General features: G+C 64.8%; 13 protein-coding genes. 5 read left to right on the plus strand and 8 right to left on the minus strand.

Features of this window, described 5'->3' with window-relative positions; all coding sequences use genetic code 11:
- The first annotated feature begins 55 nt into the window (after positions 1-55).
- From AYB31_RS05510 to AYB31_RS05530, 5 genes are read left to right on the plus strand one after another with little or no spacing between them, the layout of a single operon-like run.
- Positions 56-9,904 carry a VCBS domain-containing protein gene (locus tag AYB31_RS05510; protein ID WP_068826562.1) on the plus strand — a complete coding sequence of 3,283 codons (9,849 nt, stop codon included), beginning with the start codon at positions 56-58 and terminating at the stop codon, positions 9,902-9,904.
- Between the two features lie 18 nt (positions 9,905-9,922).
- Positions 9,923-11,455 carry a TolC family protein gene (locus AYB31_RS05515; RefSeq protein WP_068826564.1) on the plus strand — a complete coding sequence of 511 codons (1,533 nt, stop codon included), beginning with the start codon at positions 9,923-9,925 and terminating at the stop codon, positions 11,453-11,455.
- Positions 11,439-12,194, plus strand: a complete 756-nt coding sequence (locus AYB31_RS05520; RefSeq protein WP_068826566.1) for an efflux RND transporter periplasmic adaptor subunit — start codon at positions 11,439-11,441, stop codon at positions 12,192-12,194. Before AYB31_RS05515 ends, AYB31_RS05520 begins: the two co-directional genes overlap by 17 nt.
- A complete protein-coding gene (locus tag AYB31_RS05525; protein ID WP_068826568.1) occupies positions 12,191-13,531 on the plus strand; it encodes an efflux RND transporter periplasmic adaptor subunit in 1,341 nt (446 codons plus the stop codon). Before AYB31_RS05520 ends, AYB31_RS05525 begins: the two co-directional genes overlap by 4 nt.
- A complete protein-coding gene (locus AYB31_RS05530) occupies positions 13,531-15,627 on the plus strand; it encodes an HlyD family efflux transporter periplasmic adaptor subunit (RefSeq protein WP_068826570.1) in 2,097 nt (698 codons plus the stop codon). The genes AYB31_RS05525 and AYB31_RS05530 overlap by 1 nt, the downstream gene beginning before the upstream one ends.
- On the opposite strand, the gene AYB31_RS05535 is transcribed toward AYB31_RS05530, so the two are convergent.
- Genes AYB31_RS05535 through AYB31_RS05570 form a run of 8 tightly spaced genes read right to left on the minus strand, consistent with a single transcriptional unit; the run spans position 15,624 to position 21,718 of the window.
- Positions 15,624-16,502, minus strand: coding sequence for a metal ABC transporter solute-binding protein, Zn/Mn family (locus AYB31_RS05535; protein ID WP_068826572.1), 879 nt, complete (start codon positions 16,500-16,502; stop codon positions 15,624-15,626). The two genes, AYB31_RS05530 and AYB31_RS05535, sit on opposite strands and share 4 nt — an antisense overlap.
- A complete protein-coding gene (locus AYB31_RS05540; RefSeq protein WP_068826574.1) occupies positions 16,499-17,398 on the minus strand; it encodes a metal ABC transporter permease in 900 nt (299 codons plus the stop codon). The genes AYB31_RS05535 and AYB31_RS05540 overlap by 4 nt, the downstream gene beginning before the upstream one ends.
- Positions 17,395-18,150, minus strand: a complete 756-nt coding sequence (locus tag AYB31_RS05545) for a metal ABC transporter ATP-binding protein (protein WP_068826576.1) — start codon at positions 18,148-18,150, stop codon at positions 17,395-17,397. The genes AYB31_RS05540 and AYB31_RS05545 overlap by 4 nt, the downstream gene beginning before the upstream one ends.
- Complete coding sequence (locus AYB31_RS05550; protein WP_068826578.1) at positions 18,147-19,079, minus strand: metal ABC transporter substrate-binding protein; 933 nt, start codon at positions 19,077-19,079, stop codon at positions 18,147-18,149. Before AYB31_RS05550 ends, AYB31_RS05545 begins: the two co-directional genes overlap by 4 nt.
- A 17-nt stretch (positions 19,080-19,096) precedes the next feature.
- Entirely contained in the window at positions 19,097-19,663 is a 567-nt protein-coding gene (locus AYB31_RS05555) for a DUF6162 family protein (RefSeq protein ID WP_068826580.1), read from the minus strand.
- Positions 19,660-19,980, minus strand: a complete 321-nt coding sequence (locus tag AYB31_RS05560; RefSeq protein WP_068826583.1) for a hypothetical protein — start codon at positions 19,978-19,980, stop codon at positions 19,660-19,662. The genes AYB31_RS05555 and AYB31_RS05560 overlap by 4 nt, the downstream gene beginning before the upstream one ends.
- Positions 19,977-20,519, minus strand: a complete 543-nt coding sequence (locus tag AYB31_RS05565) for a thiamine pyrophosphate-binding protein (RefSeq protein WP_068826585.1) — start codon at positions 20,517-20,519, stop codon at positions 19,977-19,979. Before AYB31_RS05565 ends, AYB31_RS05560 begins: the two co-directional genes overlap by 4 nt.
- Complete coding sequence (locus AYB31_RS05570) at positions 20,516-21,718, minus strand: PepSY-associated TM helix domain-containing protein (RefSeq protein ID WP_068826587.1); 1,203 nt, start codon at positions 21,716-21,718, stop codon at positions 20,516-20,518. Before AYB31_RS05570 ends, AYB31_RS05565 begins: the two co-directional genes overlap by 4 nt.
- Between the last annotated feature and the right edge of the window lie 276 nt (positions 21,719-21,994).

The following is a 21,994-nucleotide window of genomic DNA, read 5'->3' on the forward strand; positions in this document are numbered from 1 at the left end:
TCCCATATGCCAACTATATTAATTCGCGTGCTGTTCGCGCCAAGGGAGATTGGCCATGTCAGGGTTATCGCCTCGTTCGATGTTCCGGCCGCAGAGTCACACGCTCGCACTCGAGCCACGGATTCTGTTCGACGGCGCTGCCGCAGTGGCGGTCGACCAGCAGCACGACACGGGCGATAGCGCCGACCACGCGCCAGCCACGCCGGTCGAGGCGCCCGCGGCCGCCCCCGCGCAACCTGGGGCACGTCATCTGCTGGTGCTCGACAGCCGGGTGGAAAATCGCGAACAACTGATCGACCAGCTACCGAGTGGCGTACAGGCGCTGGTGGTGGAACTGGGTCAGGACGGTATCGCCGCCATAGAGCAGACTCTGGAGGCCCTCGGCCAGGTCGACTCGATCCAGATCCTTTCCCATGGTGGCGCCGGCCAGTTCACCCTGGGCGCCACCACCATCTCGGCAGACAACATCGCCCAGCTAGGCGGCCGCCTGCAGCAGTGGAGCGACAACCTCAGTGCCGGTGCCGATATCCAGCTGTATGGCTGCAATATCGGCGCCGGCAGTGCCGGCCAGACCCTGGTAGCCGAACTGGCGCGCTGGACCGGGGCCGACGTGGCGGCTTCCGACGACGACACCGGCAGCCTCTCCGCCGGTGGCGACTGGGAGCTGGAGGTGCAGAGCGGCGACATCGACCAGCCCATCGCACTCGCTGCCGAGGCACTGAGCGCTTATGACGGCCTGCTCGCCGATGCCAGCCCAACCACCAGCCTGCCAGAAACCACTACCCAGGCGCTGCTGGGTGACGATTTCGAATTCACGGTGAATTTCAGCAACAGTTCCAGCCAGGCCGGCTTTGGGCCCTTCATCGACCTGTTCCTGCCCGCCACGGGCAAGGACGGTGCAGGCGCAGAAATCGACGACGGTATCACCTTCGTTTCCGCCAGCTATCTAGGCCAGGCGCTGACCGCCCATGTCATCACCTTCGATGCCAATGGCCAGGCCACTCATCCTCTGGCAGTGGATAGCAGCGGCAACGCGCTGGTGATCGATGCCGCCAGTTATGGCATGCAGGCAGGTGACCAGCTGGTGGTGCTGGAGCTGCCCTTCGCCAGCGTGATCAACGGCCAGCCCACCATCGGCATCAACGTTACCGCCCATCTCAGCAACCTGGCCGACACCAGTTTCTCCAATGGCACCCCCGAACTGACCATCCGCACCCGCAGCGGCTTCCAGTACGGTAACGACTCGCTGAACAATCCCGCAGCAGACCCCAGCCTGGTAGAGGCTGGCAGCCAGAGTCTGGTGGTGCGGCCCACGATCATCACCTTCGACCAGAGCGTAATCTCCCCGGAGGGCGAAACCGCCACCGGCCCCAACTTCGAACGCACCCTGCAGCTCAATGTGACGCCCGCCGATGGCCAGACCCTGACCAACGTGGTGGTCACTCAGCCTGTACCTGGCGATGTGATAGTCACAGGCATCACCCCCGGTGCCGGCGGCACCATCACCTCCATGACCCTGTACGACGGGCGGACCTCCTCGAACCCGGCGGACATTGCCGCCGTGCTCGCCCGCAACAGCGACGCCGACCTGAGCAATGACTTCTATATCAGCGAATTCGAAATCACCTACGCGACCTTGAGCGCGACCACCACCACAGATGTCACCTTCTTCGTACCCGACACCGATGAAAACGGCCAACCCATACTCGACCCGGTGACCGGCGACGACGTCACCATCACCTTCGGCGGCCCCAGCGCCACCGGCACATGGGTCCCCCTCGATGGTCGCGACCTGACGCCCCCGGCCACCCAGATCGATTTCGGCGGCACAGGTGCGGACACCAGCTTTGTCGCCAAATCGATCACCCTGCTCAAGGAAGCCACCATCACCACCGACAACGGCACCACCGGCCTGACCCCTGGCGATGTCATTCGCTACGATCTGAATATCGCCATCTCCGACTACTTCGCCTTCGGCAAGAGCTTCCTGGAACAAGGCCAGTTCACCATTGCCGACGCCCTCGGCGACGGCCAGACCCTGCAAGGCACCCCGACCCTCAGCGTGACCTTCAACGGCGCGACCCAGGTCATCACCCTGATTACCAGCAGTGTGGTCAACAGCGACGGCAGTACTTCGCTGAGTTTCGATATCGGTCAGTCGCTGCTCGACGCCTTCGGTGACCGCGGCTGGCTGAACGGCGACCTGGCCTTCGACAGCGCCCAGGAAGGCGCGACTACAGCGCTGATCAGCTACACCGCGCTGGTTGGCCAGAGCTATACCCCGCCCGCCGGCAACCCCCACAGCGAGATCAACGAGGGTGACCAGGTCGGCAACAGCGCCACGGTGACCGCCAGCATCCTCGAGGACTACATCAACCTCACCGGCAGCAGCGAGAGTGACGACTCCAGCACCGTCAGCAGCGTGCCCGTAGGGCATATCGAGCTCATCCTGTCCGATCTCAACGACGGCGGCGCACCGGCACCCGGCGCCGAGCTGAAGCCGGGTGACGAAGTGACCTTCCAGCTCACCTACGATCTGGTGACCGGCGACTACGAAAACCTCAAGCTCACGGCCTACCTGCCCCTGCCGCTGTTCGATGTCAGCGGTATCAACTGGCAGTTCGTCGCCGGCACCGAGGCCAATGTTGGCCAATGGGTGCTGACTGCCGGCAATACCAATGCCGACAGCAGCATCAGCGTCAGCAACGGCCCGGGTAACTCGGTGGTGTTCGACCTTGGCAGTTACGTCAAAGCCACCGACATCACCAACGGCAGCCGCATCCAGATCGAGTTCACCATGCAGGTCGGCGACCAACCCTATGCCGACAATCGCGAATTCGATGTACTGGCACAGTCCAGCCAGACCACGACTCTGGACAAGACCCTGCTGTCATCTGACAGCATCGCCATCATCGCCTCCATCGCCGAACCGGTGCTGAGCATCAGCCATGGCGTGGTCTCCAGCAGCAACGGCACGGTCAGCGGCACCACGGGCACCTGGAACGCCCCCGGTACAGGCGGGCAGCCCTTCACCGGCAACATCACCGATATCGCTTCGGTCAACGGCGATGTCATCGACATCGATGGCGGCGACGTCCTGCGCCTCGCCACGGCCATCGAGAACAGCGGTGGCGGCGCGGCCTACGACGTGAGTACCAGTGTCACCCTGCCCAGCGGGCTGGCCTTCGTGGGCGGCGGTCTGGCCAGCGCCAACCTGCAGATCTATCGCGGTGATGGCACCGAGCTGCAGCTGAACGTGGATTACAGCGTGAGTGGCAACACCATCACCTTCATCGATGGCGCAGGGGCAGGCGCCCTCCTGCCGGGCCGCTCCGGCACCGGCAACGATATCAGCGGCGCCAACCTGGTGGTGATCACCTATGACGTGGAAGTCAGTGACAGCATCGCCGCCAGCCGCACCCTGCAAAGCAGCGCCAGCCTGTCGCACTACGCCAGCACCGAGGGTGGCGACAACTTCATCGCCGGCGCCCCACTGTCCGACACCGCCGACCAGCAGGTCGCCGCGCCGGAGATCGACAAGGGTTTCGCTGGTGGCAGCCTGGATGACAGCGACTCCAGCGCCGAGCACACCACCGGCGCCAACCTGGTGATCGGCGAAAGCATGCTCTATGACATCGTCGTCACTCTGCCGGAAGGCACCACCCAGACCCTGCGGGTCGACGACCTGATCCCGCCTGGCATGCGCCTGGATACCAGTTTCAATGGTGGCCTGGGCTACGAAATCATCACCACCGCCGGAGGCGCACTCAGCGCCAACTTCGCCGGCACCCTGAGCGGCGATAGCGTTGGCGGCATTTCCGGCACCCTGGGCGCCGAGGGCGTCGATGCGCGCTTTACCTTCACCACCGCCAGTGCCGACGCCGATAACGACACCGGCAACAACAGCTTCGTGATCCGCGTGCGCCTGGTGGTCGACAACGTCACCAGCAATCAGGACGGCGTTACCCGCAACAACGACGCTCAACTGGTGTACAGCGACCCCGATGGCGACACCGCCAATGGCAGCACGGCAACGGATCGCACCGTAGATAGCAACGGCACCCCGACCATTACCGTGCGTGAGCCGACGCTGACCGTCAGCCAGCAACTCCTGACCGCCCCGCCCATCGGCGGCTTCGACCTGGGTTCGGTGATCGACTTCACCATCACCCTGACCAACAGCAGCAGCTATGACGCCTTCGACATCAGCCTGCTCGACAATCTACCCACCCAACTGGATGGGCTGACCCTGATCGGTACCCTGTACAACGGCGGTGCCACCAATAATGGTGGCGTAGATTTTGAATTAGTTGGCGGCCAGTTGCGTACCGCCAGCGGTGCCAATATCGATATCGGCGCCGGCGACAGCATAGTGCTGACAGTCCGCGGTACTGTTAATGCCACGGCCAACCTGGCCCCCGACTTCACCAACACTGCCACAGCACAATGGACCAGTCTGGATGGCAGTGCAGGCGGTACGGCAGACCCTAGCGGTGAACGCACCGGGGTCGATGGTCCCCTCAACGGTGGCGCGCTTAACGACTATCAGCACAGCGCCAATCTGGTCATCCCTGCCGCCACCGGATTCAGGATTTCCCGGGTGGGTGGCCTCGATGACACCGCCGCGGCCGTCCCTACCAGCGGTAGCAGCGAAACGGTCAGCATCGGCGAAATCGTACGTTACCGGGTTGTGGCCAACGTGCCGGAAGGTGGACGTGTCGGCTACCAGATTCAGATCACCCTGGATGACGGCCTCGAGTTCATTCCAGCCAACCTGAACAACATATTGATCGGTCTGATCTCCAACACCAGCCTGACCAGTAGCCTTGGCGGTGCCCTGGTCAGTAGTGGCGACCCGGCGATCACGGGTGATCAGGACACGCCCCAGTCAGGGCCGATTGCAGCGGACCTGAGCGATCCGCTGACCGCGGTGTTAAACGCTGCTCTGGTCTCTGTTTCCGCCGATGGGCGCACCGTCACTTTCAGTCTCGGCAACCTGACCAACAATGATTTCAACGACGGCAACCTCGAAGGCCTAGCGCTGGAGTTCAACGTACGGGTCAGCAATCAGGCATCCAACCAGGCCGGCGATGAGTTGGCGGTCACCGCGCGTGACTATGTGAACAACGGCGCAACACAGATCTCCAGCAGCGCGACGCTCTACGAGCGCATCGTCGAACCGGGCTTCAGCGGTATGGACAAGACGGTCACCGCCTTCGACCCCAACCCGACCGGCAATACCGGCGATGCCACGGTACAGATCGACTTCACCCAGAGCGGCACCCTGCCCGCCTATGACGTGGTGCTGACCGATGCCTTCCCCAGCGGCAGTGCCTACAACCTGATCAGCATCACCGTGGGCGCCACCACTTATCTGCCCGGTGACCTTCCGGCCGACGGCATCAACTTCAGCGAGGCTGGCGGCCTGACCGTCAACTTCGATCAACTGGATATCGGCACTCAGGTTCAGGTGATCTATGAAGTGACCGTACCTAACGACGCCCTGGTCGCTTCGGCCGATGCTCTGGCTACCCTGCGCTGGTCCAGCTTGCCGGAGGACTTCACCGACTGGGGTGACAGCACGGTCGGTACGGACGGCACAACAACGGGAGAGCGGGACGGCTCCGGTGGCGTCAACGACTATATCCTCAGCGCCGGTGCCGGCCTGGGCATCATCGCCGGCACCCTGTGGGACGACACCTCCACTGCTGCTGGTGCGCGCGACGATACTAGCCCTGACCCTGACCCCGTACCCGCCACTCCGGCGTACGAACTGGGCCTGAACGGCCAACAGATCGACCTGATCTGGGCCGGCGTTGATGGCCTGTTCGGCACCGGTGACGACAGCACCTTCAGCACCACGACCGACAGCAACGGACGCTTCACCTTTGGTGTGCTGCCGAGCGGCCTATACCAGATCGATGCTCCCACTAGCATCACCGGGTTGGGCGGGTTTGGCGATCTAAGGATTCGCATCGACAGCGACCAGAACGACCTTGGCCAAGTCGTCTTGAACCTGGGCGAAGGAGTGATGCGCGAGGCCAACAGCGGCTATGTGGAAAATAACGATGCTCCCGTCAACAGCCTGCCCGGCGGGCCGCTCAACGGCCTGGAAGATACCCTGCTGGCGATTGGCGGTGTAAGCATCAGCGATATCGACGCCGAGCATAATCCAGTGGTTTCCGACCGCCTCGTGCAGGTCACCCTCAGCGTCCTGCACGGCACTCTGAGTTTCACCGGTGCAACTACCAACGTAGGTGTTACCGGCGCAGGCACTGCTACTGTCGTGCTACTCGGTCGGGTCGGCGATATCAACGGAGCGCTTGCCAGCCTCAGCTACCTGGGCAATGCCAACTACAACGGCAATGACACGCTGACCGTACTGACCAATGACCGAGGCAACTATGGGGACGTCGATGGTGACGGTATCCCCGGTGAAGTCAGCGACGATGCCCTGACTGACCAGGACAGCGTCACCATAGTGCTGAGCCCCATCAACGACGCGCCGGTCGCCAACGATGACACCGCCCTGGCCACCGAAGCCGGCGGTCTGAACAACGCCACCGCTGGCATCGACCCACGCGGCACGGTACTGGATAACGACACCGACGTGGATATCGCCACCAATGGCGACGTGCTCAGTGTCGTCTCGGTAACGGCCCTGAAAGGTGCCGGCAATGGCGACGATGTGACCCAGGCCTTGGTCGACGATGGCACCGAATACGAGATCGTCGGCCTCTACGGCACCCTGAAGATCAACGCCACCGGCCGCTACGAATACGTAGTCGATAACGACAATGCCCTGGTCCAGGCACTGCGCACGTCCGGCCAGACCCTGAGCGAGAGCTTCAGCTACACCATCACCGACAGTGGTGTCCCGGCACCCACAGCCAACTCCACCGCTACGCTGACCGTGACCATTCGCGGCGCCAACGACACCCCGGTCGGCGTCGATGATGCCGGTACGGCCATCGAGGCTGGCGGCGTGGCCAACAGCTCCGGCGGCCAGGACGCCACCGGTAATGTGCTGCCCAACGATACCGATGTGGATACCACGATCAATGGCGAGACCAAGCGGGTTTCCGGGATACGCAGCATCGTCGAAGGCACTGCCGGCCCAACCGTGCCCGTCAGTACCGGCACCACCAGCGCCAATGGCACCTCGGTCGCCGGGCTCTACGGCACCCTGCGTATCGGCGCCGACGGCAGCTATCGCTACGTCATCGACAACGCCAACGCCACCGTTCAGGCCCTGGCCGACGGCGATACGCTGACCGAAGAATTCAGCTACACAGTGACCGACGCTGGCGGCCTCAGCGCCCTGGCGGCGCTGACCATCACCATTGAAGGCAACCAGGACAACCCGGTCGCCAACAACGACAGCAACACCGCCCAGGCCGGCTCGGTCGAACTCGGCATTGCCGAAGAGCTGGCCAGCGGCAATGTCATCACCGGGACCATCACCAGCGCGCTACCCGGAACCGGGGCGGCGGATACGGATGTCGACAGCATCGACAACCCCACCAGCACCGAGCTGCTGGTCAACGGCGCCCGCCAGGGCAGCGAAGCTGCAGGCGGCAGTTTCACCGCCTTAGGCGGCGCCACCGTCATCACCGGTCTGTATGGCAGCCTGACCATCAACCCCGACGGCAGCTACAGCTACGATGTCGACAGCAGTAACGCCACGGTCAGGGCCCTGGCTCCCGGCGCCACTATCAATGAGCTGTTCACCTACCGCATCGTCGATACCGCCGGCCTTACCGACCAGGCCCAGCTGACCATCACCATCCGCGGCGTCAACGATGCCCCGGTCGTGGTCGACGACACCGCGCAGGCCGTCGAGGCTGGCGGCGTCAACAACCAGACCCCAGGGGTCAATCCGACCGGCAACGTGCTGAGCAACGACAGCGATCCGGACGGCGATAGCCTCAGCGTCAGCGCCATCACCGGTGGCACCGTCGGCCAGGCCCTGGTCGGCACCTACGGCACCCTGACCCTCAATGCCAACGGCAGCTACACCTACGTGGTCAACAACGCACTGCCAGCCGTGCAGGCCCTACGCGTGAATACTGATCAATTGAGCGAAAGCTTTACCTACACCGTCAGCGACGGCCAAGGCGGCACCAGCCCTGCGCAGTTGCTGGTGGTGATTTCCGGCAAGAACGATGCTCCCGTGGCGGCCAATGACAGCATCACGGCACAGGAAGCCGGAGGCACTGCGAATGGCACGCCCGGCATCGATCCGGACTCGATCGGCAACCCCGGCAGTTTCGCCAACCTGCTGGCCAACGACACGGATGTCGATGCCGGCGACAGCAAGACCATCAACGGCATCCGCACCGGCAGCGAGGCCGCGGGCGGCAGCTTCACCAGCGTCAGTGGCAGTCAGGTGATCCAGGGCCAGTACGGCACCCTGACCATCTACGCAGACGGCAACTATTCATATGCGGTGAACAACAACCTGCCTGCGGTCGAGCAACTGCGCCAAGGCCAATCGCTGAGCGAAACCTTTACCTATCGCATGCGCGATACGGCCGGCCTAACCGATACGGCGCAGCTCAATGTCGTCATCCAGGGCGCCTGGGATGCGCCGGTGGCATATGACAACCTGGCCTATGCAGTCGCCACCACACCAGCCGCAGCCGGACTAGACGGCAGCGGCAATGTCCTCACCGACTCGCGCTTCTTCCCGGCCGACAGCGATATCGACCAGGGCGACGTGCTGGTCGTCAGCGGCATCCGCACCGGAAGCGAAGCCGGTAGTGGCACAGCTGGCACCCTGGGAGTAGCCCTGTCCGGCGCCAACAACTATGGCGAGCTGACCATCAATGCCGATGGCAGCTATACCTTTGTCGTCAACTCCCTGCATCCCGACATCTTGGCACTCGGCCCCACCTCGTTTGTCACAGAGACCTTCACCTACCAGATCACCGATCTCGGCGGCCTGACCGATGTAGCCCAACTGACCGTCTATATTCGCGGCCAGGACATAGCCCCGGTTGCCGTCGACGACAGCAACCTGGCCAGCGACCAGACACCGGAGCCACAGGCCCAGGGCAATGTACTGCCCAACGACTTCGACATCGATCTCGATGCCTCCATCGACGAGGAATTACTGGTAACCGCCGTGCGTACCGGCGCAGAGGCCAGCACCGGCACCAGCGGCACACTGGGTACACGTCTGCAGGGCCAATATGGCTGGTTGGTACTCAATGCCGATGGCAGCTACCAGTACTTCATCGACCTGACCAATCCGCAAGTGCTGGCCGCCGCAGGGCTCGGCCAGGTACTGCAGGATGTCTTCACCTACACCGTGGAAGACTTCTGGGGCGCCAGCGACCAGGCTGAACTGGTGATAACACTGGATATCGCCGCCCCCTATGTCCCGCCGCCAGACAACGGGGGACTGGATGGGCATGGCGGCTGGCGCCCCTATCAACACTTCGAGCAAACGCAGGAAGCACCGACTCTGGATTTCGAGCCAGCAATCTTCGTCACGCCTGTTGTACAGAGCAGCAACAAGCTCGAAGAAGTGTTCTCTTGGGAGTCCGATGGTAGCGACCTGCGCATGACGTTACCGATAGAGATGCAAAGCCCCTTCATGCAACGCCTGATGCCTGTCGTTCCCGGCCAGTTTGTGCAGCAGAGCATCAACGAAAGCCGCTTCGACAGCGAACTGGATCTGGCCTGGATCCTCGGTCGCCAGAGCCGCATCGAGCTGACCGCCGATGGTCTACTGAGTGACCCATCGCTGTTCACCAGCGATCCGGCGGACATGATCCATAATCAGCAGCAAGCGGGCGGTGAAGAGCCGCCAGCGCAGACCGCGCGCAGCTTCCAGCACCAGTTGCAGACCGCGGCCAAACGGCTGAGCCCTTTCAACCAGAGCACTCCGCGTAGCTAGTATGAATAAGGATTCTTCATGCCCAGCCACACACCGAAAGCCCTGAGTCTTGTCGTAGCTACCAGCCTGTTTCTCGGTGCCTGCTCGGCCATCAACCCCAGGCCGTACACCGAGGAGGAAAAGAGCGAGCGCATTCTGGATGATCGCGCCCAGATGTATGGTCAGCAGGAGCCGGTCAAGGCACCGATAACCTTCTACGAAGCCGCAGCCCGGGCCCTCAAGTACAACCTCGACTATCGCCTCAAGCTGATGGAAAGTGCGCTGGCGGCGGACCTGCGCGATGTGTCCAGCCACGAGATGTTGCCGCGCCTGGTGGCTTCGGCCGGCTACTCCGGACGCAACAACGACTCCGGCGGTACCTCCATCGGCATTCAAGATGGTCAGGAAAGCCTGCGCGCCTCGACCTCCCAGGAACGCTACCGTGACCTGGCAGGGCTTGGCGCCAGCTGGAGCCTGCTGGACTTCGGCATGGCCTACTACCGCACCCAGCAGAAGACCGACCAGATCCTCATGGCCGAGGAACGCCGGCGCAAGGTGGCCCAGAACGTCCTGCAGGATGTGCGCAATTCCTACTGGCGTGCGCTCGGCGCCCAACGCCTGCTGCCCGAGGTCAACCGCCTGCTGGCCCGCACCGAACAGGCTCTGGAGTCGGCACGCCAGGCTGAGATCAAGGGTCTGCTGCCGCGCCAGGAAATCCTCGCCTACCAACGCGCCCTGCTCGACTCGATTTCTCTGCTGACGGTGCGCCGCCAGGACCTGGAATTTGCCCAGGCCGAACTGGCCGCGCTGATGTCCCTGCCGCCTGGCACCCGTCTGGTACTGGCCGAAGAGACAGAGCCGGCCATGCAGCAACTGACCATCGATGGCGATCGTCTGGAGCAACTGGCCCTGAAAAACCGCCCCGAGATCATGGAGGAGTGGTATCGCAAGCGGGTCAACGAGAACGACCTGAAGATCGCCAAGGCCCAGCTGTGGCCCAACGTCAGCCTCAACTGGGGCTACCAGTACGACTCCAACAAATACCTGTACAACAATCACTGGTCCGAGACCGGCGTACAGGTGTCCCTCAACCTGCTGCGCCTGATGCAGCTGCCGGCCCTGCTCGACGCCGAAGGCACCCAGGGCGGTACCGACGACACCCGCCGCGTAGCGCTGTCCATGGCCATCCTCACCCAGGTACGGGTGGGTGCCTTGCGCTACCAGCTGGCGCTGCAGGAAGTCGAGTTCGCCGAAAAAGGCCTGCATGTCGACGAAGGCCTGCTCGACTATGCGCGCGCAGCCCGTAGCAGCTCGGTCGGTTCGGAGCTGGAGGTGATTCGCGCCGAAGGTCGCTACCTGCTGTCGCGCTATCAACGCGAAGCTGCGTACTCCAGCGCCCAGGCGGCCTGGGGTCGCCTGTACAACTCGATAGGCCTGGATGTGCTGCCGGAATCCATCGACAAGCACGATATCCAGACCCTGGCCCAGGAAATCCAGCACACGCTGGAGGCCCAGCAAGCGCAGAACCTGTTCACCGCGACACAAGGAAGTGCCGATGCTGCGCAGCCGTAAGCTTTGCCTGTTGCCCATGCTTCTGTTCGTCTCCCACTCCGCCTTCGCCGTTGAGGCCGGTGCCGTCTTCGCCGACCCTTCGGCGATTCGCGTGCTACTGGCCGCCGAGACCGAAACCACCCTGTCCAGTCAAATGACCGGCACCCTGGGTGAGTTACAGACCAGCCTCGGACAACGCGTGAAGAAAGGCGCGGTACTGGCCCAGTTCGATTGCCGCGAGGGGCAGGCGCGCGCCAAGGCGGCCAACGCCGAGCTGGCCATGGCCAAGCAGAACCTGCAGGCCAAGCGCCATCTGCGCAATCTGGAGGCCGTGGGCGATCTGGAAGTGGCCATGGCTGCCACCGAGGTGGAAAAGGCCGATGCCGCACGCAGCATGGCGCAGACCCAGAGCAGCTACTGCAAGGTTGTCGCGCCCTTCGCCGGGCGCATCGCCAAGGTGCATGCGCGTTCCTACCAGACCGTCAGCGCCGGCAGCCCACTCTTCGATCTGCTCAGCGATGGCGCGCTCAAGGTCCGCATGAACGTGCCCTCACGCATGCTCAGCAGCCTGCAACCCGGCACGCCGGTGCAGGTCAGCATCGCCGAAACCGGCAAGACCTACGCGGCCAAGGTCAGCGCGATCAACTCGCGGGTCGATGCCGTGGCCCAGACCATCGAGCTAGAGGCGACTCTCGACGCCGCCCACCCCGAACTGGTGGCCGGCATGAGCGGCGTGGCGCAATTCGCGGAAAATCCATGAGCGAACGCCTGCCGCACCCGCAGCTGCTGCTCAGCCTGGCCAGCCTGCGCGACCGCGCGCTGTCTTGCGACACCCTCAACGCCCTGGCCTTCAGCATGGCCAACGACCTGCATCCACTGCTGCACTTTCACCAGGCCCTGGTGCTGGCCCAGCATGACGACAGCCTGGAGCTCCTGTGCATCTCCGGTCTGGCCCGGCCTACCGAAGACTCGCCCTACCTGATCTGGCTACGCAACGCCGGGCGCTGGTTGAGTGCCCAGACCAAGGGCACACAACCACAGTGGTTGGCACGCGACGCCGTCGAGCCGACCAGCGAAGTTGCCGCAGGCTGGCAGGAGTGGTGGCCCAGCGGCGTCTGGTGTGTGCCGCTACACGACCGCCAGGGTAAACGTCTCGGCCTGCTGCTCTACCTGCTCGACACCGAACCTCAGGCGCCCCTACCGGAGCTGCTCGGCGGCCTGTTTCGCACCTGGGAGTACTGCTGGGCTGCGCTGACCCAGAAGCGCCAGCTGCTGGGCTGGCGGCCAACGCGCCGGCAACTGCTGATCGTGCTCGGCCTGGCCGCCCTGCTGCTGTTGGTGCCCGTACGCCAGAGCGTGCTGGCTCCGGCCGAAGTGGTGTCGCGCCAGGCGCAGATCATCAGCTCGCCCATCGACGGCGTGGTCGCCGACATTCACGTGCGCCCCAATCAGGAGGTGCAGACCGGCACGCTGCTGCTGTCGCTGGACGAAACCACCCTGCGCAACCGAGCCGAAGTGCTGGGCAAGGAAGTGGCGGTTGCCGACGCCGAACTGATCGCCGCCAGCCAGCGCGCCTTCGACAACCTGCAAAGCAAGGCCGAGCTGACCCTGCTCAACGGCCGCGCGCAGCAGCGCAGAGCTGAACTGGCCGCGGTCGAGGCACAGCTGGAGCGCACCCAGGTTCATGCGCCACGCAGCGGAGTAGCGGTATTCAGCGACCCCAACGACTGGCTGGGCAAGCCGGTATCCACCGGCGAACGCATCATGCAGCTGGCCGACCCCGGCCAGCCGGCCATGCGCATCCAGCTGCCGGTGGCCGACGCCATTGCCCTGGAGCCCGGCGCCGAGGTCACCCTGTTTCTCACCGCCTATCCCTTGTCGCCGCTCCAGGGACAAGTGCTGGAGACCAGCTACCAGGCCCGTCCCGGCGAAGACGGCGTCGCCTCCTATCGCCTGCTGGCCAGCATCGAGGGCCAGCCCGAGCACGCCCGCCTGGGGCTGCATGGCACCGCCAAGCTGTATGGCGACCGGGTACTGCTCGGCTACTACCTGCTGCGCCGTCCCCTGGCAGCCCTGCGTGCCTGGAGTGGCTGGTGATGCTCGAGCCCGCCGACCTGCCGACCCCGCCGCTGCGCGAAGACCTGCGCCTGAGCGAGGCGCTGCCCGGCAATGATGGCGAGCCCTGCTGGATGATTCACGACACCGTGGTCAATCGCTTCTATCGCATCGGCTGGCTGGAATTCGAATGCCTGTTGCGCTGGGAGCGCACACCCCGGCAGATCTGCAGCCAGATCAGCGAACAGACCCCACTCAAGCCCGAAGTCGAGCAGGTGCTGGGGCTGCGCCGCTTTCTCGAACAACATCAGTTGCTGCGCCCGGACGCCGATGCCCTGAAACGCCTGCGCGAGCAGAGTGAAGGCAAGCAGTGGCTGACCTGGAAATGGTGGCTGCACCACTATCTGTTCTTCCGTATTCCCCTGCTGCACCCGCAAACCCGCCTGCAGCGGCTGGCCAGCAGCCTGGACTGGCTGTTCCGTCCGATTACCGCCTGGCTGGTGTTTCTGCTCAGCCTGCTCGGCGTGGTCATGGTGCTGCAACAGTGGGACAGCTTCACCCACGCGGTAGTGGAATCCTTCTCTGCCGAAGGGCTGGTCAGCTTCGCCCTGGCCCTGTGCCTGGCCAAGACGCTGCACGAGCTGGGCCACGCCCTGGTGGCCACGCGCCTGGGACTGCGGGTGGCCCATATGGGCGTGGCTTTCGTGGTGCTCTGGCCCATGCTCTACACCGACACCGGCGAGAGCTGGAAGCTACGCAGCTCGCGCCAGCGCCTGGCCATTGCCGCCGCCGGCATCCTCACCGAGCTGTCGCTGGCCGGCCTGGCCACCCTCGGCTGGGCGCTGAGCGAGCCGGGCATGCTGCGCAACGCCCTGCTCTACCTGGCGACCACCAGCTGGATACTGTCACTGGCGTTGAATGCCAGTCCGTTCATGCGCTTCGACGGCTACTTCATCCTGTCCGACCTGCTGGATTTCCCCAACCTGCACGAGCGCTCTTCCGCGTTGGCCCGCGCCACCCTGCGTCGCACTCTGCTGGGCCTCGACGAGCCCTGGCCGGAGCGCTTCCCCGCCGGTAAACGACGCCTGCTGGTGACCTTCGCCATCATCACCTGGCTGTATCGCCTGGTGCTGTTCCTCGGCATCGCCGTGGCGGTGTACCTGCTGTTCTTCAAGCTGCTCGGGATCTTCCTGTTCGCGGTGGAAATCGCCTGGTTCGTGGTCATGCCGATGTGGCGCGAGGTGAAGCACTGGTGGGGCGCGCGGGCGCAGATCCCCGGCGCACGCAAGCGTGGGCTGTGGCTGGCCCTGAGCCTCTGCCTGCTGCTGCTCGCCATTCCCTGGCGCAGCCAGGTGCACGGCTACGGCGTGGCGCGCAGCGAGCAGCAGCTGCGCCTGTTCACCCCCTACCCGGCCTTGCTACAGCAGGTCCACGAAGCCGGCCCGGTCGAGCGTGGCGCGACCCTGGCGGTGCTGGACGAGCCCGATATCGCTGCCCGCCTGCGTGGCAACGAAGCCAGCATCCGCAGCTACCAGGCGCGCCTGCGAGGCCTGCTGGCCGACCCCACAGGCCTGGCCCAGCAGAGCTCGACCCTGCAACGCCTGGACGTGGAACTGGGGCAAGTGCATGCCGCTCGCTCGGAGATCGCCCGCCTCACCCTCAAGGCGCCCTTCGTCGGGCAATGGCAGGACGTCAACCCGCAGTGGCAGGCGGGGCAATGGGTCGGCCCCCGGGAGATGCTGGGCGTGCTGATCGACCCCGAGCATTGGCAGGTCGACGCCTATATCGCTCAGGATCAGGTACATCGCCTGCAGAACGGCGGCCGGGTGCGCTTCTACCCGCAGGGCCAACCGGCGCCGATCGACGGCAAGGTACTGGCCATCGGCAGCACGCGAGTCAACCACCTGAGCCATCCCATGCTCAGCGCGCGCCAGGGCGGCCCCGTCACCACCGGCAGCGAAGATGAAGGGTTGGCGCCCAGCGAATCGCTGTTCCACGTCTTGATCCAACTGGACAGCCCGCCCCCCAGTCTGCGCGAGACCCTCGGCCAGGTGCAGATCGAGGGCAGCCGCCGCAGCCTGCTGGGTGAAGGCCTGACCTACAGCCTGGCCGTACTGCTGCGCGAGAGTGGCTTCTAGCCGGCCAGCGCATCCAGCAGTTGGGCGATGACCGCTTCCAGGTTGGCCAGCGGATCGTCGCCCTGGCTATCGAGCACCAGCAGCTGGCTGCCACCGTCGGCAACGGCCTTGGCCAACTCGGCCGCGGGCTGGCGGTCAGCGAGCACCACGGCCACTTCGTCTCCCTGCAGACTACTGGTCAGCTGCGCCAAGGCCTCGGTGGTCCACTGCTGATCGACCGGCAGCTCCAGCTCGATGCGATCCAGGTTGAGGCCGCTGATCAGGTAATCGAAGTGCGGCGACAGGCTGGCCACCGTGAGGTTGTCCAGCTCGGCCAGGCGCCCTTCGCTGTCGGCGCTGAGCTTGAGCAGGCGCTGCTTGAGATCGGCCAGGTTGGCCTCGATCTGCGCCTTGTCGGCCGGCGCCAGGCGCACCAGATCGGCCGCCGTCACGTCGGCCATGCGTCCAAGATTGGTGATGCTCAGCCAGGGCTGACTGGCCAGCGCATCAGTGGCCCCCGGCTCCACGGCAATCCCCGGAAGAGCGCCGTCCACCGGACGCGCACCATCGACCTCGACGATGCGGATATTGCTGCGCCGCGCCATCGGGTACAGCGGGTCATCCGGCCATAGCGAGCGCAGGGCGATCACCCCGTCCGCCTGGCTGGCCACTTTCTCCAGTGCCTTGGCGCCACGGCCACTGAAATAGGAGATCTGCCGGCTGGCCGGCAGCTTGGCCGGGGCGGCGCGTTGCAGCTGCACCGAGCTGCCGGCCAGCAGGGTGGCGCCCAGGCCGTAGGTGATCGGCAGGCTGGCGAGAATCCGTACCGGCTGCTGCTCGGCGTGCAGCGGAGCGGCGAGCAGCAGGCTGGCCGCCAGGACAAGAGGCAGTTTCATCCCAGGTTTCCTTTCAGGCTCGGCACTATGCCGCGGGCGATGGCCGCGCAGGCGAAGACGATGCCGGCGATGATGATGATGGCCGCGCCAGACGGCACCGGCAGTTCCAAGGCGATCGGCACGAAGATACCGGCCAGGGTGCTGAGCGTGGCGATCAGCACCGAGAGCCAGAAGAAGCCTTTCAGCGACTGGCTGAGCAGGCGCGCGGCCGCCGCCGGGATCACCAGCAGCGCGCCGACCAGGATGGCGCCAATGACCTTGACCGCCGCCACGGTGACCAGCGACACCAGAATCACGAACAGGTAGTCCAGCGACTTCACCGCCACCCCGCGCACGGCAGCCAGCTGCGGGTTGAAGCTGGCCAGCATGATGCGGTTGTACAGCGGCAGCGCCAGCCCCAGCACCAGCAGGGAAACCAGCGCCAGCACGGCCAGGTCCTGAGCGTTGACCGTCAGCACCGAGCCGAACAGCACGTTCTCCAGGATATGGATGTTGATCTTGCCGGCAAGGATCAGCAGCAGGCTGGCACCGACCGCCAGCGACACCGAGAGAAACACGCCGATCAGGGTGTCCGGCGCCAGGCCGGTACGGTTGCGCAGGTAGTTGAGCAGAATGCCGAACAGCAGGCAGTAGCCGAACAGGCTGCCGTAAGGCCCGGTGTAGGGCTCGCCGAGCAGGATGCCGACAGCCACGCCGGTCAGCGCGGCATGGCCGACCGCCTCGGAGAAGAAGGCGAGACGCTTGACCACCACCAGCGTGCCCAGGCCGCCCAGCACCGGGCCGATCAGCAGCCCGGCGAACAGCGCGTTGACCACGAAACCGTAGGCCAGCGCCTCCGGCAGATAACCCGCACTGGCCCAGGCCTGGATGGCCAGGCGGATGTCTTCGAAATTCATACGGCAGTCTCGCGCTGGCTGCGGGGATGGCTGGAGAACAGATCGAGCAGGCGCTCGGGATTGAGCACCCGCACCGGTTCGTCGTCGAAACGCACGCTGCGGTTGAGCCCGGTCACGCGGTCGGCGAGGCGGCCGACCGCCTGCAGGTCGTGCTCGATCCACAGCACCGTGGTACCGGCTTGGCGCCAGTCGCGCAGCAGCTGCTCGAACACCTGCTCGCCCGGCTCGTCCAGCGCCGACATCGGCTCGTCGAGCACCACCAGCTGCGCCTCGGGCACCAGGCCCTGGGCCAGCAACACGCGCTGACGCTCACCGCCGGACAGCGCGCCCATGCGCCGCTTGCGCTTGTCCAGCATGCCGACCCGCGCCAGCGCCTGCTCGATGGCCGGTGCCTGGCGCCGCGACAGGCCGAGAAAAGCCGGGCGACGCTGGCACATGGCGGCCATGAAGTCGTCCACCGTCATCGGCAAACCACGGTCGAACTCCAGGGCCTGCGGCACATAGCCGATAGTGCCCGGCGCATCCGGCCAGTGCAGGCGCAGCTCGCCGCGATGGGGCATCTGGCCGAGCAGAGTCTTGATCAGCGAGCTCTTGCCGCCGCCATTCGGCCCCACCAGCGCATGCACGCTGCCGGCCTGCACCTGGAAGCTGACGTTATCGAGGATGCGCGTACGACCGAGATCCAGTTCAACCCGCTCGAAATCGATGGCCGGGCCCTGCACCCTGACCGGTGCCGCTTCCAGAGCAGTCATACGCCTTCGTCCTGAATCGCCCGCACCACGGTGTCGAGGTTGTGCCGCATCTCCTTCTCGTACTTGTCCTGGGTGTACTCGCCATAGGAGATGTGCGTCAGGGCGTAGAGCTTGACCCCGGACTCGCGCTGAATGGTGTCGACGTAGCTGGAAGGGAAATCCATCTCGGAGAAGATCACCCGCACATCCAGCGCCTTGAGCTGGTCGATGGTCTTCTTCAGCTGGCTGGGGCTGGGCTCGATGCCGTGGGCCGGCTCGACCACCGCGGTGACCTCCAGGCCGAACTCGCGCAGCAGGTAGTCGTAAGCCGCGTGGATGGTGGCCGCACGCAGGTCGCGGCCCTGGGCATCCTTGAGCTTGGCCAGGGCCTCGGCACGCAGGCCGCGCAGGCGCTTGCCGTAGGCACGGGCATTCTTGCTGTAGAACTTGGCGTTGGCCGGGTCGAGCTTGCCCAGCGCGCGGGCGATGTTGTTGATCTGCGAGATCGACGCGCTGATCGACAGGAAGGTGTGCGGGTTGACCACCTTGCCCGCACCACGGGCGGCCTGGCCGGTGGCGGCCAGCAGCGGCACGCGCTCGTTGGACTCGATGACCGGGATGTCCGGCTTCTCGCTGGCGGCGATCATGCGGTCGGCGAAATCGTCGTGGCCGATGCCGTTGAGCACTACCACATCGAGCGTGCCGATGCGCTTGATGTCCTCAGCGCGTGGCTCGTAGGCATGCGGATTGAAGCCGGCGGGAATCAGCGGCACCACCTCGGCCTTGTCGCCGACGATGTTGCTCACATAGCTGTAGTACGGATGCAGGGTGATGCCGATACGCAGGCGCTTGGCCTCATCGGCACTGGCCAGCCCCGGCAGCAGCAAGGCGCCGAGCAGCAGCGAGAACGCGCCGAACAGGCGGCGGGAGAACAGGGAACGCTTGGACATGAAGGACACTTCCAGATTCAGTGACGATGCTCGCGGGTCACCCCGGCGTCGTATTGCACGGCGACCTGCTTCCAGCCGGCCGCGGTCAGGGCGGTGGCCTGCAGATCGGTCGGCGCGGCCGCGCTCGGGCTGCGGTTGAGCCACACATCGAAGCCCTCGTGAGCCGGAAACAGCAGGAAGGAGCCGGCTACGCTGGCGTCACCGCTCAGCCCCAGGTACACCACCTGGTCGCCCAGCTGCAGCAGCTGCCAGTGATGGGCGCCGCGCTTGAGTGCACTGGCATCGTCGGTAAAGGGCGGCAGGGTTTCTTCGGCGAGCAGCTCGGGGCTGGGCAGGGCCTGTTGCTCTTCCTGCAGCAGGCGGATCTCGTCGAGCGCCACGCTGAGGTCGGTGTGGATGCCCTGCTCCGCCGCGTTGAGATCGCGGCGGGCATCAAGCTGATGGCTGGCGACGCTGTGCTGTTCATCCTTCTCGCTGCGCAGCATCACCACCAGACCGGCAACCAACAGGATCACCAGGCTGAGCAGCAGTACCTGCAGGCTCTCATGGCCGGCACCGGCCGGACGCACTACCTGGGTGGTCATGGCGTTTCGATTTCCGTGTGGTCGATTTCCACCACATGGCCGGGGCCGGCGTCGAACAGCACGTAGAACTCGCCGTCCGGGCGTTTGAAGCGAAGCTTGGAGTCGTCGCCGAGCTTGCCGGGCACCAGCACTTCTTCGTCGTAGCTGATCACATCCAGGGTCACGCCGGGCGCACCGCTGCCGTCGGAGAAACCACCGGTACAGACGACTTCATCGCTCGCCGCAGGTTCGCACTCGCAGATCGGGTTATGCGCCCAGACCAGAGAGGACAGCCCACTGCCGAGCAGCAACAGGCCAACGCGGAAAGTACGGATCATGGTTTGCCTCCTTGTTGTTTCAGCCAGGCGACGGTCGCGGGTGAGGCCTCGGCCAGCGGAATGGATGCCTGATGCACCGTGCCGTCCCAACCTTCGGCGGTGATCCACAGCTCGGCATCGGGCTTGGTGCGCGGCGGCACGGGAATGTTCGCGCCCATGCGATAGGGGCTGCCGAAGAACAGGCCGCCGGCGGCGCGCAGGCTGCGCGGCTTGCCGATGCGCAGATAGGTGGCCTTGACCTGATCGCCACAGCCCTGGCACAGCGCCGCATTGAAGGCCTTCATGTAACCGGCCGGACCTTCCAGCTGCGGCGCCATGTTGCGGAACTCGGCCAGACGCAGGCTCCAGGGGCCGACCTGCACCTCGCCGACTTCGCGCTCACCGAGGCCGCTGTCGCCACGGAACAGCGCCACGTCCTGGAAGTACTTGGGCATGAAGCCCAGCGGGATCAGGATCAGCAGCGCATTCAGATGAAAGCGCCATTTGTGCCACCAGCGGCCCAGCGCCGATGGGGTCGGGGCAGTTGCAACCTTGCTCATGGGCGGCCCTCCGAAACTTCAGCAATGGCGATGGGTGCTGCCCTGCTCCGACGCGGACCACGCTCGGCGCGCTTGACCAGCGCCGCCGTGGCATGGGCCGTACGCTTGGTCCAGATCAGCAGGCCGCTGAGCACCATCATGCTCAGCAGCAGACCGAAGAAGAACCAGATCAGCTTGACCCACAGCCCGCCGAAGTCGCCGACGTGCAGCGGACGCATGGACTCGGTGACGAATTCCAGGGTGGAGCGGTCGTCGAGCAGGCGCTTGGCGTCGATCTCGCCGTTGTACGGGTTGACCGTCACCGACTGGAACATCAGTGGATACCAGCCGCGCCCCGACACGGTGATATGGCCATAGGCATAGATGGGCAGGTCGATCGAGCTGGCCTCCAGGCTCGGTACGGCGCCTTGGGCGATGCTCACCGCCTGATCCAGGTCGATTCGCGGCACCTCCTTGGCGCTGGCTGCCAGCGGCACCTCTTCGCGGGCCACCACCGGCGGCACGCCTTCGGTGGAGATGGAGATATGGAAGTCGAACAGCAGCGCGCGGATCAGGAACCAGATGCCGGTGATGGAGATCACCGCGATGAACCAGATCGACCAGATGCCGGACAGGCGATGGAAGTCGCCCCAGAAGATGCGCGTGCCCTGGTTAAAGCGCAGACGCGGGGTAAAGAAGCCGCGCCAGAAGCGCTTGTAGACCACCAGCCCGGTGATCAGCGACAGCAGCATCGGGATGCCGGTCAGCGACACCAGGTACCAACCCCAGCTGAAGCCGTTGGTGAACGGCACCAGCCACCAGCCATGCAGGGCACGGGTGAACTGGCGGAAATCGAACTGCGGGCTCACGCCCTGGATCGCCCCGGTATAGGGGTTGACGTAGAGGGTCGGCGAGCTGCCGTCCGGGTAGCTGACCCGGGCCGTCAGGGCGAAGTGATCCTCGTCCGGGCGGTCGATGCTGTGCACCACCAGCTGCGGCTCGGCAAGGTTGATCGCCGCCAGTATCTGGCCATAGCTGAGCCGCTCGGCATCGTCCGACGGTTTGCTGGCGCGGACATCCGGGTTGGCCAGCCAGACGATCTCCTGGCTGACGGTGGCCAGCGTGCCGGTCACGCAGATGATCAGCAGAAAGAACCAGACCGGCAGCGCCAGCCAGCTATGGACGAGAAACCAGAGTTTTGAGCGGGACTTCTTGGACATTGACTGCAGGTCTTAGCAATGGGACTGGGCACCATGATTGCGTGGCAAGCATTGGTTACGGCCGCATTGTAAAACGATCAGATGGTAATAATCCTCATTAGATAATGAAAAAACTTCTTACTAGCCTTAGCAAGACGATATCAGGCCTTTGCTGCCCCGCTGTTACCGTCACCCCAGGGATCGGTGCCTTTACCTGTCATTCTTCTTCGGTGAAACGGCTTTAGCCGCTCCCGCGGAAGTCATACCCCTCACCCTTTACGGGCAAAGCGCGCTACG

Source organism: Pseudomonas sp. BMS12, assembly GCF_001592875.1.
GTDB lineage: Bacteria > Pseudomonadota > Gammaproteobacteria > Pseudomonadales > Pseudomonadaceae > Aquipseudomonas.